This is a genomic window from Streptomyces adelaidensis (assembly GCF_016598475.1).
In the GTDB taxonomy this organism is placed as follows: domain Bacteria; phylum Actinomycetota; class Actinomycetes; order Streptomycetales; family Streptomycetaceae; genus Streptomyces; species Streptomyces adelaidensis.
The window spans coordinates 22,764-38,292 of sequence record NZ_JAEMUX010000080.1 but is presented as its reverse complement, the minus strand read 5'-3'; the positions used below and the strand labels follow the sequence as shown (position 1 = coordinate 38,292).

The following is a 15,529-nucleotide window of genomic DNA, read 5'->3' as shown; positions in this document are numbered from 1 at the left end:
GGGTCAGTTCTCCTTGCCGAGGTGCGCGAACATGCTGTCCACGTCCTCGTGGGAGGTCGTGCGTCCGGCCGCGATGTCGGCACTGGCCTCGCGCTCGCCCTCCTGCCATGCCTCCGTCCAGAACCACCTCTGGTCGGAGCGGATCTTGATCAGCCCATGGACCTCGACGACACCGTCTCGAACCGTGAACTCAAGCTCGTCACCTGGGGAGACCCCCAGCGCCTCACGTACGGCCGCGGGCAGTGTTAGTTGCCCCTTGTCGCGCACGCTGGCCTGGTACGTAGCCACAGTCATGAATGACCTCCCACTGTCACCCTTCCTTGTCACCATTGAGGCTACCCAGGGACTACGTATATTGCGACCCTCCAACATTCCAACTTTCTCACATTCTACTAGCCTCGCGGCCAGGGGTCGCCTTCCGGGCACACCCCTACAACGCCCGCAACGCCCCCGCCGTAGCCCTGGTCAGACTCTCCAGGTACCCCTTCGGCAGCTTCGGCGCCCGGACGACGAGCGCCCGCCAGTACAGCGGCCCGGAGATCAGGTCCAGGGCCAGGTCCTCGTCGGCGCCGTCCCGGACCTCCCCGCGGGCGACCGCCGCCGCGACGATGCCGGTCGCCACGCTCTGCTGGCCCTCGCGGAGCGCCTTCTGCATGGCCTCGGCGATCTCGGGGTTGCGGGCGGCCTCGGCCTGGAGGTCGGGGATGATCTGGCCGGCGACGGGGTGGCGCAGGGCGCGGGACGTGACCTCGTAGAGGAGCCGGAGGTCGCCTTCGAGGGAGCCCGTGTCCGGCAGGGGCAGGCCCTGGACGGCCACCGCCGAGACCAGGTCCAGCACGAGGTGCAGCTTGGAGCGCCAGCGGCGGTAGACCGCCGTCTTGCCGACGCCCGCGCGGCGCGCGATGCCCTCGATGGACATACGGGCGTAGCCGACGGCCGCCAACTCCTCGAAGACCGCCGCCCGGATCGCCTCGGTCACATCCGCACGGAGCACGGCCGCCCCGGCGGGGGCCCGGCGGCGCGGTGGGGTCCGATCCGGGTCGGCGTTCGTCGTCATGGCTCACAGCATAGGGCGGGCGTTACGACGAAACGGTTGCGTTCCGACGTCGGATCGGCTTACGCTCGCGTTGCGACGATACGGTCCCGTCCCGACGTAAGACCACGGCAAGACGACGGCAAGACGACGGCAAGAGCAAGCCCCCTCCACACCCCCACCAGCGAAAGCAGCGGATGTGAGCCAGGTCCTCCACTCACCGCCGCCGGCCACGACCGGCACCGAGCCCCGCACCGACACCCCCACCGAGACCCCGGCGCAGCTCGCCGCCCGGTACGGGCTCAGCGTCAGCGGGGCCCGCCCCACGCTGCGCGACTACGTACGGCAGCTCTGGGCCCGGCGGCACTTCATCACCGCGTTCGCCACGGCGAAGCTGACCGCGCAGTACAGCCAGGCGAAGCTCGGCCAGGTCTGGCAGGTGGCGAACCCGCTGCTCAACGCGGCGGTCTACTACCTGATCTTCGGCCTGCTCATGGGCACCAAGAAGGGCGTGCCGGACTACGTCCCGTTCCTCGTGACCGGCGTGTTCGTGTGGACCTTCACGCAGAGCTCGATCATGGCGGGCACCCGGGCCATATCCGGCAGCCTCGGCCTCGTCCGCGCCCTGCACTTCCCCCGGGCGTCACTGCCCCTGTCGTACTGCCTGCAACAGCTCCAGCAGCTGCTGTTCTCCATGGCCGCGCTGGTCGTGATCCTGCTCGCCTTCAGGGTGCCGGTCGCCGCGTCCTGGCTGCTGGTCGTGCCGACGCTCGCCCTTCAGTTCGTGTTCAACGCCGGGGTCGCGATGGTCATGGCGCGGATCGGCGCCAAGACCCCCGACATCTCGCAGCTGATGCCGTTCGTGCTGCGTACCTGGATGTACGCGTCGGGCGTGATGTTCAGCATGGACCGCATCCTCGCCGACCGGAACCTTCCGGCCTTCGTGCACGTGCTGCTGGAGTGCAACCCGGCCGCCGTCTACATCGACCTCATGCGGTTCGCGCTGATCGACAGCTTCCACCGGGACCAACTGCCCACGCACGTATGGGCGATCGCCGCGGGCTGGGCGCTCCTCGCGGGCGTCGGCGGATTCATCTACTTCTGGAAGGCTGAGGAGACGTACGGCCGTGGCTGACACCGACACCATCCCCACCAGCAACATCCTCTCCACCACCTCCACCATCCCCACCACCTCCACCACCTCCACCATCCCCACCGTCGTCGCCGACGGCGTCGACATCGTCTACCGGGTCAACGGCACCGGCGCCGGGCGCGGCTCCGCGACCGCCGCGCTCAACCGCATCCTGCGGCGGAAGAAGACCGAGCAGGCGGCGGGCGTGCGCAAGGTGCACGCCGTGCGCAACGTGTCCTTCACCGCGTACCGGGGCGAGGCCATCGGGCTCATCGGCACCAACGGCTCCGGCAAGTCGACGCTGCTCAAGGCGGTGGCCGGGCTGCTGCCCGTCGAGAACGGGCGCATCTTCACCGACGGCCAGCCCTCGCTGCTCGGCGTCAACGCGGCCCTGATGAACGACCTCACCGGTGAGCGCAACGTCCACCTCGGCGGGCTCGCCATGGGGATGTCCCGTGAGCAGGTCAAGGAGCGGTACCAGGACATCGTCGACTTCTCCGGCATCAACGAGAAGGGCGACTTCATCACCCTTCCCATGCGCACATACTCCTCCGGAATGGCCGCGCGGCTCCGCTTCTCCATCGCCGCGGCCAAGGACCACGACGTACTGCTGATCGACGAGGCGCTGGCCACCGGCGACCGCACCTTCCAGAAGCGGTCCGAGGCGCGCATCCGTGAGCTGCGGAAGCACGCCGGGACGGTGTTCCTCGTCAGCCACAACAACAAGTCGATCCGGGACACCTGTGACCGGGTGCTGTGGCTGGAGCGGGGGGAGCTGCGGATGGACGGGGCTACGGACGACGTACTGAAGGAGTACGAGAAGTTCACGGGTGGGAAGAAGTAGGTCCGGTTCCCCGCGCCCCTTGACTCCTCACCTCTCCAGGAAGGTGAAGAGTTCCTCCCATCTGCCCACGATCTCCTCCGTCCCGTACCGTCGGATGTTCTCCCTCGCCGTGTCCCCCATCCGGTCCCGCGAGCTCTTGTCGGTCAGCAACAGGTCGAGCTTGCGGGCCAGTTCGCCCGTGTTGCCGGGGGTCACGAGCAGCCCGTCCTCTCCGTCTCGCACGATCTCGTGGACGCCCGGCGCGCAGTCGAAGGCGACGCAGGGGACGCCCATCGCCATGGCTTCCATCAGGGCGAGGGGGAAGCCCTCGCCCCGGGAGGAGAGGGCGAAGACGGAGCCGCCGCGCAGGGCGGCCGGGACGTCGCTCGTGCGGCCCATCCACCGCACCGAGTCGTCGAGGCCGAGGGAGGCGCACTGCTTGCGCAGGATCTCCTCGTCCTCGCCGGAGCCGTAGACCTTCAGGACCCAGTCGGGGTGGCGGGGGGCCACCTCGGACCAGGTGTCGAGGAGCATGTCGACGCCCTTCTCGTCGCTGAGCCGGCCGATGCTGATGACAGCCTTCTCGGTACGCGGCGAGGGCACCTCCGGCAGCCAGGGCACGGCGTTGGGCAGGTAGGACGCGTTGTTGAGGCCCTCGCCGATCCACAGGTCGGCGTCCTCGCGGGTGAGGACGAGCATGCGGTCGACGTCCCGGTAGTACGTGAGCACCCGTCGGAAGCGCGAGGAGCGCCGCGAGGTCTCGAAGGACTCGTGGCTCATCCCGATGACGGTCAGACCGGTGGTGTCGGCGTGCTTCACCCACTCCATCGCCCACACCTGGGTCACGATGACGACCCCGCCGGGACGCGCGGCGCCGCAGAGCCGGGTCAGCCGGGCGGCCCGTTCGCGCATGCCCGCGTCCCGCGCCCGGCCGGGGCCCGGCGGCTGACCGTCATACAGCCTGGTCGTGGGGTAGGGGAGTTCGCCGAGGTCGTGCGGGTCCTCGGGCGTGGTGATGCCGATGACATGGACGCGGTGCCCGCGCTCGGTGAGGAGCCGGGCCATGTGGTGCGTCCAGCTGGTCACCCCGCCCAGCTCGTCGACGCTGTTGGCGACGAGGAAGATGTCCCGCTGCCCGACGTGCCGCTGACCGGTATCCCGCTGCCCGCTCACTGCTGCCTCCACTCGGCGAAGAACTCGTCGACGATCCGACGCGCGGCCGTCCCCTTGTCGTACTCGCCGAAATCGGCCACGAACCGCTCCCGCGCCGCCGCGTACTTGACCGTCTGGTCCTCCAGCGACGACGCCCGCAGGACGGAGCGGAGCTCGTCCTCCGTGCGGACCACCGGGCCGGGGGCCCGTTCCAGCAGGTCGAAGTAGGTGCCCCGGCCCTCGTGCACGTACTCCTCGTAGTCGTACGCGAAGAACAGCATCGGGCGGTCCAGCAGCGCGTAGTCGAACATCACCGACGAGTAGTCCGTGATCAGCGCGTCCGCGAGGGCCAGGACCGGGGTCACGTCGTGGTGCGCGGACACGTCGATGACGCGGCCCCGCACCGAGGGCGGGAGCACGACGTGGTTGAGGTAGTGGGCGCGGACCAGGAGGACGTACTCGTCGCCGAACTCCTCCGCGAAGCGCTCCACGTCGAAGGGGAGGGCGAAGCGGCGCCCGCCGTGGTGGCGGAAGGTGGGGGCGTAGAGGAGGACCTTCTTGTCGGCCGGGATGCCCAACTCCGCTGCCAGCGGCGGGCGTTCGGTCGCCTGCCGGGCCTGCGCGAGGGCGTCGTTGCGAGGGTAGCCCAGCCGCAGCAGCGTCTTCTCGTGCAGCCGGAAGGCCTTCGCGAGGGTGCGCACATCGTGCTCCGAGCGGATCAGGAAGTGGTCGAAACGGTCGAGGGTGCGCTGCTGTTCGGCCTGCTCGGCGCGGGTCTTGAGCTTCCAGCCGGGCTCGTCGAAGCCCATGCGCTTGAGCGCCGAGCCGTGCCAGGTCTGGAGGTAGGTCGTGCCGGGGCGCTTGGTCAGCTTCAGCGGGTAGCTCTGGTTGTCGATCCAGAACTCGGCACGGGCCAGCGCCCGCAGATACGGCAGCGACCAGCGCCGGACGAGCGTGACGTCGGCGGGGAAGCCGTCCGGCCGGCCCGTGTACGACCACACCGCCTCGAAGTCGAGACCCTGGCGGCGCATCTCCTCGTAGATCGCCCGGGGGCTGTCGCTGTACTGCCGGCCGAGGTGGCTCTCGAACACCACCAGGCGCCGGTGCACCGGCATACGCTGGAAAACCTCGTGATAGAGGCGGATTTTGGTAGCTCCGGACGTGGCCTTCTTGCGCAGCGCCTTCGCCTTGCGGTAGCCGGACTTGGCGAGCCGGCCGGGGGCGCCCTGGAGGCCACGGGTGACGACGGCGTTCGCCTTCTTGCCGGGGACCAGGCGGAAGGAGAGGTGGCCGCGGGCGGAGATCAGCGGCTCGACGCGGTCGGCGACCAGCCGGGTCAGCCGGGGTCTGACCAACAACTCGCCGGTGGCCAGGCCCGGTTCGGCGGCGGTGAGACGGCTGGTGGTGCGCTTGCCGTCGACGTCCAGCTGGAGGCGTACGTCCCAGACGGCGTCCACGATGCCGAGCGGGCGGAGGATCTTCGAGATGTCGGCGGTGGCCTGCCAGGTGATGTACGGGCCGTCGTGCCGGACGGCCGTCACCGGCGCCCGGAAGGTCTGGAACCGCACACCGGGACGGCGGGCGTAGAAGTCCAGCTCGGCGGTGAGCCGGGCTTCGGGCGGGATCACCCCGAGAGGGTTGGTGACGCGTCCGGCGAGACGAACACCGCCCCGGGCCGTCTCCTCCTCGTACTGCGTCAGTTCGTTGCGCAGGAACAGCTTCTCCACCGGGCGGGCGTGGTAGCCGAGTTCGGTGACGTCCAGGACCCGGCGTGCGAACTCCCCCTCCTCACCGGTGCCGTCCAGGTGCCCGTCACACCAGTAGATCCGCCCGTCGCGCTCGACGAGCGGCGCGGAGACCTTGTCGCGGTTGGTGAGCGTGTCCACGGCGGGCAGCAGGTTCTCCCAGTCGCTCACCCGCAGGAGATACGCGCAGATCGCGTGGATGGGCTCGACCTCGTCGTACGCGGCCGGGTCGATCGACGCCAGATAGGCGCGGGCCAGCTCGGCGAACTCCCGGCGGTAGGCGGCGTCCCGGAAGGGCAGGTCGCGCAGGTGCAGCACCAGGTCGTGCTTGAGGAACTTGATGTCCTTGTGGAACTTCAGCGCCGCCATGTCCTGGTCGGCGAGGAGCCGGTCCACCCGGCGGTGGATCTCCATGCGGTGCGCGAAGTTGGCGATCTCGGCCCGCCGGTTGCTGATCGACTTCGCCTCGGAGCTCTCGACCACGTTCCAGTCGTAGACCCGGTTGGGGATCAGCGTGATCCGGCGGGCGGCCGCGTACGCCTGGGCGGAGAAGAAGAGGTCCTCGTAGTGGATGCCGACGGGGAACTTCAGGCCGCCTTCGACCAGGAAGTCCCGGCGGTAGCACTTGTTGGTCGACAGCGTGTCGTAGACGAGGAGGTCGGGCAGCTCGGAGACCGAGTCGAGGGTGCGGGTGCGGGCGTACAGCCACGGGTACCACTTGACCTCCTTCCTCGTACGTGTGTCCACATGGACGCGGACGCAGAGGCCGGAGACGAGGTCGGCGCCGGTGGACTCGGCGGCCTCCAGCATGTTCCGGCAGGCGTTGCGCTCCAGGACGTCGTCACTGTCGAGGAAGAGGACGTACTCGCCCCGGGTGCGCTGGATGCCGTGGTTGCGGGGCGCGCCGCAGCCGCCGCTGTTCTCGGGGAGCCGGTACGCGCGTACGCGGTCGGGGTGCTCGGCGGCGAGCCGGCCGGCCACCTCGTACGAGCCGTCCGTGCTGTGGTCGTCGACGATCACCACCTCGACGCTCCGCAGCGTCTGCTCCAGCACCGAGCGCACGGCCGTGGACAGCCTGGCCTCGTCGTTGTAGACGATCACGACGACGGACATCGCGGGCCGCCCGGTCCCGGACGCCACCGGTCGCCCGACCTCGGACACGGCGGGTCGCCCGACCTCGGAGGCCGCCGGGTGTCCGGACCCGGTATTCGATGGTTGCCGACGCAGCTCCACTTTCACCCCAAACATCCTGCTTCACTCCCTCTATAAGGCATCGCGCCTTTGAGGGCCACTCAGGTAGAGGTCGATGGAGGTACGCGGGTTGCGTCAGGGGCGGCGGCGGCCGACGCCCCCGCGATACGCTCCGGAGGCAATCAGGAGCAGAGGGGGCGGTCGATGCGCGGGGTGGTGCCTGAGCCACTGCGGGTGGAGGATCCGCGGGAGATCGCCGGGTATCCGCTGTACGCCCGGATCGGCGAGGGCGGCATGGGCACGGTCTATCTCTCGCGCAGCCGGGGCGGCCAGCCGGTCGCGCTGAAGCTGGTCCGCCCGGAGTACGCCGACAGTGCGGCCTTCCGTGAGCGCTTCGCCCGCGAGGTGGCCGCCGGGCGCCGGGTCTCCGGCTACCACCTGGTGCCGATCGTCGACCACGACGCCGGTGCGGAGCGCCCCTGGCTCGCCACCCACTACGTCCCGGGCATCCCCCTCGACCAGGCCCTTCAGACCCACGGCCCGCTCCCCGTCCCCACCGTCCTGCAACTGCTGGCCTGCGCCGCGTACGCGCTGGACGCCGTGCACACCGCCGGGGTGATCCACCGCGACGTCAAGCCCGCCAACCTGCTGCTCGCCGCCGACGGGCCCTGGCTGCTCGACTTCGGCATCGCGAGGGCCACGGGCGCCGCCACCCTCACCACCGCCGGACGCCTGATCGGCACCCCGCGGTACATGTCCCCCGAGCACGCCCTGGGCCGCCGGGTCACCTCCGCCTCCGACGTCTTCGCGCTCGGCCTGATCGCCGCGGTCGCGGCCACCGGCGGGCACCCGTACGGCCGCGGCAACCCCCTCGCGATCGCGACGCGCATCGCGGGCACCGAGGTCGCCCCGCCCGCCCTCGACGGCGTCGACCGCCCGCTCCTCGACGTCGTACGCCGCTGCCTCACCGCCGACCCGGCCGCCCGGCCCGCCGCCGCCGAGGTCGCCGAGCACTGCGCGGGCGCGGCCCGCCGCGACGTCCGCGACTTCACGGCCTGGCTCCCGGGCCCGGTCGCCACCTCGGTGGCCATCGTGGAGACGGCCTTCCGCGCCCTCTCCCTGACCGAGGCCCCGACGACCCCGGTCCCGCCGCCCAGCCTCTCGGAGGCCCCGACGGCCCGCCGGCTGCCGGCGACGGCGCCGATCACGGTGCGGGACGAGGAATGGCGCAGGAGGGTGCGGCGGGAGCCGTAGTTTTCGCGGGCGGGGAGCCGCAGTCGTCGCGGGTGGGAGCCGTGGTTCCCGCCCGTGCAAAAGGCCCCGTACAGCACCGCGTCCCAGCTGTCACACGGAACCGTAACGCCTGGTCCACGTGTCATAAGTGCCGTATAAGCTCGAACCGCTTCAAGTGCCCATCCGCGGCACAGGAGTTCGGCACCGTACCGGGGGAGGCTCCCATTAGCACCAGCACTGGCGACATCCTGAGCCCGCTGGGACCACAGGACCCGCGAGAGACCGCCGGTTACCAACTGCACGCCCGCATCGGCGAGGGCGGCATGGGCACGGTCTATCTGTCGCACACCCGCGGCGGCCAGCCGGTCGCGCTGAAGGTCATCCGCCGCGAGTACGGCCAGGACCCGGACTTCCGCCGCCGCTTCGAGCAGGAGGTCCAGGCGGCCCGCCGTGTGCAGGGCTACCACCTCGTGCCGGTCGTCGACCACGACACCGGCGGCGAACTCCCCTGGCTGGCCTCGGTGTTCATCCCCGGCATCCCGCTGCACGACGCGCTCGTGGCGTTCGGCCCGCTGCCGCCGGACGCCGTCTTCCAGCTGGTCGGCTGCGCGGCCCGCGCCCTGACCTCGATCCACTCGGCCGGCGTCATCCACCGCGACCTCAAGCCCAGCAACATCCTGCTGGGCTCCCAGGGCCCGTACGTCATCGACTTCGGCATCGCCCGCGCCGCCGACGCCACCCAACTGACCCAGTCCGGCGGCCTGATCGGCACCCCGCAGTACATGTCGCCGGAGCACGCCCTCGGCGAGCGGGTCACGCCGGCCACCGACGTCTTCTCCCTCGGGCTGATCGCGGCGGTCGCGGCCACCGCACGCCACCCGTACGGCGACGGCGGCGCCATCACCATCGCCGCGCAGATCGCCAACACCGCCCACCGGCCGCCGAAGCTCGACGGGTACGACGATCGGCTGCGCCCCCTGCTGGAGCGCTGCCTGACCGCCGATCCGGCCGACCGCATCGGCACCGAGGAACTGGCCGCGCTCTGCCAGGAGTCGGCGGGCCGGGGCCTCAGCGACTTCACCGGCTGGCTGCCCGAGCCGCTCACCGCCGAGATCGTCCGGCGCGAGCAGTCGGCCCAGAGCCCGCCGCAGCCGACGGCACCCCAGATGCCCGCGGCGCCCCCGACCACTCCGCCGACCACGGCTCCGGCCGCCGCCCCGGCACCGCCGGTGACTCCGCCCTACGACCCGGCCACGAGCACCCCGCAGGGCACCCAGGGCATGCCCCAGCCGACCCCGACACCCCCGGCCACCGGCTTCGGCCCGGCCGCCCAGGGCCCTGCCCCGGGCTACGGCTACCCGCCCCCGGCCGCCCACACCTACAACCTCACCCCGCAGGCCCCCGCGCCGGAACCGGCCCCCGCCCCCAAGAAGAGCCGCCGGGGCCTGAAAGCCGCCCTCATCGCCCTCGTCCTCGTCCTCGTGGCCGGCTCCGGCGCGGCCGCAGCGGTGTGGCTGCTCGACAAGAACGAAGACAGCAGCACCAGCGCGAGCAGCGGCGACAAGGCCGGCGCCGACAAGGACAGCGACAAGGCGGCCTCGACGCCCACTCCCTCCGAGACGGCCACGGACACCGGGGGCGGAGCGGACACCCCGGACGACTACACCGATCCGTCCGCGTCGACCGACGACCGGCCCTCGAACGCCGAGTACACCGTCCTCTTCCAGGACAAGGCGATGAGTGTGCTGGGCCCCGGCAGCCTGGCGACCACCTATGTGGACCTCGACGGGCCAAAGGTCGACCCGTCCAGCTACATGAGCCTCGACGTCCAGGAGTTCCAGGCCTCGTCCCAGGACCTCACGTTCACCTACCCCATGGGCAAGGCGGCCGGCACCACGCCCGAGGAGTGCCAGGCGGGCGCCGAGCAGAACCCGTTCACCCAGACGCTGAGCGGCGACTCCATCAACCGGGACGACGAGATCGTCAAGGGCGACCACCTCTGCACGGTCACCGGCGAGGGCAACCTCGCGATGTGGACGATCACCGAGGTCGAGGCCCCGAGCGACCTGGACTACCTGCCCGACCTCAAGGGCACGGTCACGGTCTGGGAGATCCAGCGCTGACGAGGCACACATACGTAGGGGGCGCCCCAAAGCCATGGGGCGCCCCCGTTGCCGTACCGCCGTACCGCTACGCGTGGTTGCGCAACAGCGTCCGCATCGTCCGCATCGCCACCGACAGGTTCGCGAGGTCGAACGCGTCGGAGCTCTGGATGTCATCCAGGGTCGTGCGGGCCCGGCCGAGGATCGCCGTGTTCTTCTGCTCCCACACCTTGAAGCGCTGCTCGGGCGTGGAGCTGCCGTTGCCCGCTGACAGGACGTCGGCGGTGAGGGAGGCGTGGGCCGCGTACAGGTCCTCGCGGATCGCCGCGCGGGCCATGGACTGCCAGCGGTCGGCGCGCGGCAGGTCGATGATGCGGTCCATGAGCTGGGCGATGCTCAGCCGGTCGGCGAGGTCGTAGTACACCTCGGCGACCTCCATCGGACTCCGGCCGACCCGGTCGGCGACGGCGACGATGTCGAGCGTCGGGAAGGCCGAGGAGAAACCCGCGACCCGGGTGGCCAGCCCGTCCGGGACGCCCGCGCCGGTCAGCTCGTCGTAGATCTTCTGGTACCACTCCTGGTCCGCGCCGCGCAGCAGCTTGGGCAGCTCGGCCCAGACCTGGTGGACGCCCTCGGTGAAGAACGCGACGGTCTCGGCGAGCTGGAGCGGCTGCGGCCGGTTGTTGAGCAGCCAGCGCGTACCGCGCTCGACGAGCCGGCGGGAGTGCAGCCGGATACGGGTCAGCACGGCCGCGTCGACCTTGTTGTCCAGGCCTTCCACGCCGTCCCACACCGAGGCCGACCCGAAGATCGCGCGGGACGCGGTCTGGGCCCGGACGATCTCCTCCAGCGAGGCCCCGGTCTCCTCCCGCAGCCGGTGCAGGAAGCTCGTACCGCCCGTGTTGACCGTGTCGTTGACCAGCAGGGTGGTGACGATCTCCCGGCTCAGCGGGTGGCTGTCGATCTGCTCCGAGAACTTCTCGCGCAGCGCGGTCGGGAAGTACTCGTGCAGCAACCTGCGCAGATACGGGTCGTCCGGCAGCGAGGTGTGCAGCAGCTCCTCGGCGACCGTGATCTTCGTGTACGCGAGGAGGACGGCCGTCTCGGGGCCGGTGAGGCCCTGTCCGGTGTTGAGCCGCTCGCGGATCTGCCGGTCGGTGGGCAGGAATTCGAGCGCCCGGTCGAGGTGGCCCTCCCTGACCAGGTGCCGAATGAAGCGCTGCTGGGCGTGGAGCATGTCCTTGGACTGGGCGAGGGCGTTGGAGATCGCGGTGTTCTGCGCGTAGTTGTTGCGCAGGACGAGGTGGCCGACCTCGTCGGTCATCTCGGCGAGCAGCTTGTTGCGCTGCTTGACCGTCATGTCGCCTTCGGTGACCAGGCCGTTGAGCAGGATCTTGATGTTCACCTCGTGGTCGGAGGTGTCCACGCCCGCGCTGTTGTCGATGGCGTCGGTGTTGACCCGTCCGCCGATCTGCGCGAACTCGATCCGGCCCAGCTGGGTCAGCCCCAGGTTGCCGCCCTCGCCGACGACCCGGACCCGCAGGTCCCCGCCGTCGACCCGGATGGCGTCGTTGGCCTTGTCGCCGACGTCCGCGTGCGACTCGCCGGAGGCCTTGACGTACGTACCGATGCCGCCGTTCCACAGCAGGTCGACCGGCGCCTTGAGGATCGCCTTCATCAGGTCGGCCGGGGTCATCTTGGCGATCTTGTCCTCGATGCCGAGGGCTTCCCGGATGTGGCTGTTGACCGGGATCGCCTTGGCGGTACGCGGGAAGACGCCGCCGCCGGTGGAGATCAGGGCCGTGTCGTACTCGGCCCAGCTGGAGCGGGGCAGCTCGAAGACGCGGCGGCGCTCGGCGTACGAGGTGGCCGCGTCCGGGTGCGGGTCGATGAAGATGTGCCGGTGGTCGAAGGCGGCGACCAGCCGGATGTGCTCGCTGAGCAGCATGCCGTTGCCGAACACGTCACCGGACATGTCACCGATGCCGACGACCGTGAAGTCCTCGCTCTGCGTGTCCACCCCCAGCTCCCGGAAGTGCCGCTTCACCGACTCCCAGGCGCCGCGGGCGGTGATGCCCATGCCCTTGTGGTCGTAGCCGGCGCTGCCGCCGGAGGCGAAGGCGTCCCCGAGCCAGAAGTTGTAGCTCTCCGCGACCCCGTTGGCGATGTCGGAGAAGGTCGCGGTGCCCTTGTCCGCGGCCACGACGAGATAGGTGTCGTCCTCGTCGTGCCGTACGACATCGGCGGGCGGCACGACCTCGCCGGCCACCATGTTGTCGGTGATGTCGAGCAGCGCGGAGATGAAGGTCTTGTAGCTGCGGATGCCCTCGGCGAGCCAGGCGTCGCGGTCCACCGACGGGTCCGGCAGCTGCTTGGCGACGAAGCCGCCCTTGGCGCCGACCGGCACGATCACGGTGTTCTTGACCATCTGCGCCTTGACCAGGCCCAGGATCTCGGTCCGGAAGTCCTCCCGCCGGTCGGACCAGCGCAGCCCGCCCCGGGCGACCTTCCCGAACCGCAGGTGCACACCCTCGACGCGCGGCGAGTACACCCAGATCTCGTACGCCGGGCGCGGGGCCGGCAGGTCGGGGATGGCCTGCGGGTCGAACTTCATGGAGACGTAGTCGTGCGGCTTGCCGCCCGCCGCCTCCTGGAAGAAGTTCGTCCGCAGGGTCGCCTTGATGACGGTCAGGAAGGACCGCAGGATCCGGTCCTCGTCGAGGGAGGCCACCTGGTCGAGGGCGGCGTCGAGCTCTTCGAGGAGCGCGTCGACGATCTCGCGCCCGGCACTCTGCCGCTCGGGCGCCATCCGCGCCTCGAACAGCGACACGAGCAACCGGGTGGTGTGGACGTTGTTGCGGAGGGTGTCCTCCATGTAGTCCTGGCTGAAGGTGGACCCGGCCTGCCGCAGGTACTTGGCGTACGCCCGCAGCACCATGGCCTGCCGCCAGGTGAGCCCCGCGCTCAGCACGAGGGCGTTGAATCCGTCGTTCTCCGCCTGCCCGGTCCAGGTGGCGGCGAAGGTCTCCTGCACCCGCTCGCGGGCGTCGTCCCCGGCATGGTCGACACTGGCGGCCTGCGCCCTGGGCATCCGCAGCCCGAAGTCGTAGATCCACGCGTTCGTCCGGTCCGAGCAGCGCAGCTCGTACGGCCGCTCGTCGATGACCTCGACGCCGATACGGCTGAGGACGGGCAGCACCGCGGAGAGCGAGACCGAGCCGCCCTTGCGGTAGATCTTGAACCGGCGTTCGTCGGGCGCCGCGCCCACCGGCTCGTACAGGCTGAGCGCGAAGTCCTCGTCCTGTGCGAGCTCTTCGAGCCGCACGAGGTCCGCGACGGCCGCGCGCGGGCTGTGGTCGGCCTTGTACCCCTCGGGGACGGCGTTCGCGTACCGGCGCAGCAGCTCGGCGGCCCGCTCCTCGCCGACCTCGGCGTTGAGCGCCTCGGCGAAACCGTCGGTCCAGGACCGGGCGGCCTCGACGAGCCGTGCCTCGATCCGGTCCTTGTCACCCTCGCTGAGCTGCGGAAGTTCGGTGCCCTGCGGGACACGGACCACGAAGTGCAGCCGGGAGAGAATCGATTCGGTGTTCCAGGCGGTGAAGTCGACGCTGATGCCGCCGAGCTCCTCCTTGAGGATGTCGATGATCCGCAGGCGTACGCCGGTGGTGTAGCGGTCGCGCGGCAGGTAGACGAGCGCGGAGTAGTAGCGCCCGTACTCGTCCTGGCGGAGGTAGAGCCGCAGCCGCCGGCGTTCCTGGAGGTAGAGGACAGAGGTGACGATGGAGCGGAGCTCGTCGGGCGGGGTCTGGAACAGCTCGTCGCGCGGGTACGTCTCCAGGATCTGGAGCAGGTCGCGGCCGTCGTGGCTGTTGGGCGAGAAGCCGGCGCCCTGGAGGACCTCGTCGACCTTGCGGCGGATGACGGGGACCCGGCGCACGGACTCGGTGTAGGCGGCCGAGGAGAACAGCCCGAGGAAGCGCCGCTCGCCGACCACGTTGCCCTCGGCGTCGAACTTCTTCACGCCCACGTAGTCGAGGTAGGACGGCCGGTGGACGGTGGACCGGCTGTTGGCCTTCGTCAGGACGAGGAGCTTGTGCTCGCGGGCCTTGGCGCGGGCGTCGGCGGGCAGCCGTTCGAAGGAGGGGCTGACGGGGTGCTGGTCGGGCCCGGAGTGGTGCGGGTCGGAGCGCAGGATGCCCAGGCCGGTACCGGCGACGGCGGCGAGCGAGTCGTTCTCGCGCAGCTCGTACTCGCGGTAGCCGAGGAAGGTGAAGTGGTTGTCGGCGAGCCAGCGCAGCAGCTCTCGGGCCTCCTCCACCTCCTGCTCACGCAGATCGTCGGCGGTGTGCTCGGCGGGCAGTCCGTCGGCGATCCGGACCGCCGCTTCCCGCATCTTGTCCCAGTCCTCGACGGTCTCGCGGACGTCGGACAGGACGCGCAGCAGATCGTTGTTGATCTGCTTGAGGTCGGCCCGGTCGGTCTCGCGGTCGATCTCGACATGGATCCAGGACTCGATGTGCGCGTCGTGCGGCAGCGCCTCGCCGGCGGCCACGGCGGCGGAGGCCGCGGCGACCGCGGCCGGCTCGGTGATCAGCTCGATGAGCTTGCCGGTGACGTCCCGCCGTACGACGACCTGCGGGTGGATGACGACATGGATCCCGCGCCCCTGCCGTGACAGCTCATTGGTCACGGAGTCGACGAGGAAGGGCATGTCGTCGGTGACGACCTCGACGACGGAGTGGCTGCACGTCCAGCCGTTCTCCTCGACGGTGGGGGTGTGGACCCGCACGTTGGCCGTGCCCTGAGGGCGGTTCTCGGCCAGCCGGTAGTGGGAGAAGGCGGCTCCGAAGACGTCGACCGGGTCGCGGCCGCTCAGGTCCTCCGGGGCGGTGTGCAGGTAGTAGCGCTGGATGAACGCGAGCACGGTGTCGTGGTCCGGGGTGCCGGACGTGCTCCCGTCGGTCTTCCCAGTCGGTAGATACCCCCCGACCGGGCTGTTCTCAGCTACCCGGGCGGCCCTTTCGAGCAGCTCGGCCTTGGCTTCGTCCAGCTTGGTCTGCATTGTCCTCTGGCTCCTGTCGCGCGCCGTTGCGTGACGTAGAAGGAAGTACGGTCCCC

The 15,529-nt window shown here is 70.4% G+C and carries 9 protein-coding genes; 4 read left to right on the top strand and 5 right to left on the bottom strand.

Annotated features, from left to right (window positions below):
* Positions 1 to 3: 3 nt before the first annotated feature.
* Positions 4 to 294 (bottom strand): AbrB/MazE/SpoVT family DNA-binding domain-containing protein, encoded by a 291-nt coding sequence (locus I8N67_RS32875; protein WP_200307906.1) that lies wholly within the window; start codon positions 292 to 294, stop codon positions 4 to 6.
* A gap of 136 nt (positions 295 to 430) precedes the next feature.
* On the bottom strand, positions 431 to 1,057 hold the full coding sequence (locus I8N67_RS32870; RefSeq protein WP_200307905.1) for a TetR/AcrR family transcriptional regulator: 627 nt from the start codon (positions 1,055 to 1,057) through the stop codon (positions 431 to 433).
* Between the two features lie 175 nt (positions 1,058 to 1,232).
* Between I8N67_RS32870 and I8N67_RS32865 the strand changes: the two genes are divergently transcribed.
* Both I8N67_RS32865 and I8N67_RS32860 read left to right on the top strand, forming a co-directional pair.
* On the top strand, positions 1,233 to 2,168 hold the full coding sequence (locus I8N67_RS32865; RefSeq protein ID WP_200307904.1) for an ABC transporter permease: 936 nt from the start codon (positions 1,233 to 1,235) through the stop codon (positions 2,166 to 2,168).
* Between the two features lie 25 nt (positions 2,169 to 2,193).
* Complete coding sequence (locus I8N67_RS32860) at positions 2,194 to 3,009, top strand: ABC transporter ATP-binding protein (protein ID WP_200307910.1); 816 nt, start codon at positions 2,194 to 2,196, stop codon at positions 3,007 to 3,009.
* A gap of 27 nt (positions 3,010 to 3,036) precedes the next feature.
* On the opposite strand, the gene I8N67_RS32855 is transcribed toward I8N67_RS32860, so the two are convergent.
* Together I8N67_RS32855 and I8N67_RS32850 are read right to left on the bottom strand one after the other, a co-directional pair.
* Entirely contained in the window at positions 3,037 to 4,161 is a 1,125-nt protein-coding gene (locus I8N67_RS32855) for a glycosyltransferase (RefSeq protein WP_307835441.1), read from the bottom strand.
* Positions 4,158 to 6,998, bottom strand: coding sequence for a bifunctional glycosyltransferase/CDP-glycerol:glycerophosphate glycerophosphotransferase (locus tag I8N67_RS32850; RefSeq protein ID WP_200307909.1), 2,841 nt, complete (start codon positions 6,996 to 6,998; stop codon positions 4,158 to 4,160). Before I8N67_RS32850 ends, I8N67_RS32855 begins: the two co-directional genes overlap by 4 nt.
* Positions 6,999 to 7,280: 282 nt before the next feature.
* Here I8N67_RS32850 and I8N67_RS32845 point away from each other — a divergent pair, with 282 nt between their 5' ends.
* Positions 7,281 to 8,330: a serine/threonine-protein kinase gene (locus tag I8N67_RS32845; protein ID WP_200307902.1), complete on the top strand. Its 1,050-nt coding sequence runs from the start codon at positions 7,281 to 7,283 to the stop codon at positions 8,328 to 8,330.
* Between the two features lie 302 nt (positions 8,331 to 8,632).
* Complete coding sequence (locus I8N67_RS32840; protein WP_234046670.1) at positions 8,633 to 10,432, top strand: serine/threonine-protein kinase; 1,800 nt, start codon at positions 8,633 to 8,635, stop codon at positions 10,430 to 10,432.
* Between the two features lie 67 nt (positions 10,433 to 10,499).
* Here the strand turns inward: I8N67_RS32840 and I8N67_RS32835 are convergent, their stop codons facing one another.
* Positions 10,500 to 15,473 carry an NAD-glutamate dehydrogenase gene (locus tag I8N67_RS32835; protein ID WP_200307901.1) on the bottom strand — a complete coding sequence of 1,658 codons (4,974 nt, stop codon included), beginning with the start codon at positions 15,471 to 15,473 and terminating at the stop codon, positions 10,500 to 10,502.
* Positions 15,474 to 15,529: the final 56 nt, after the last annotated feature.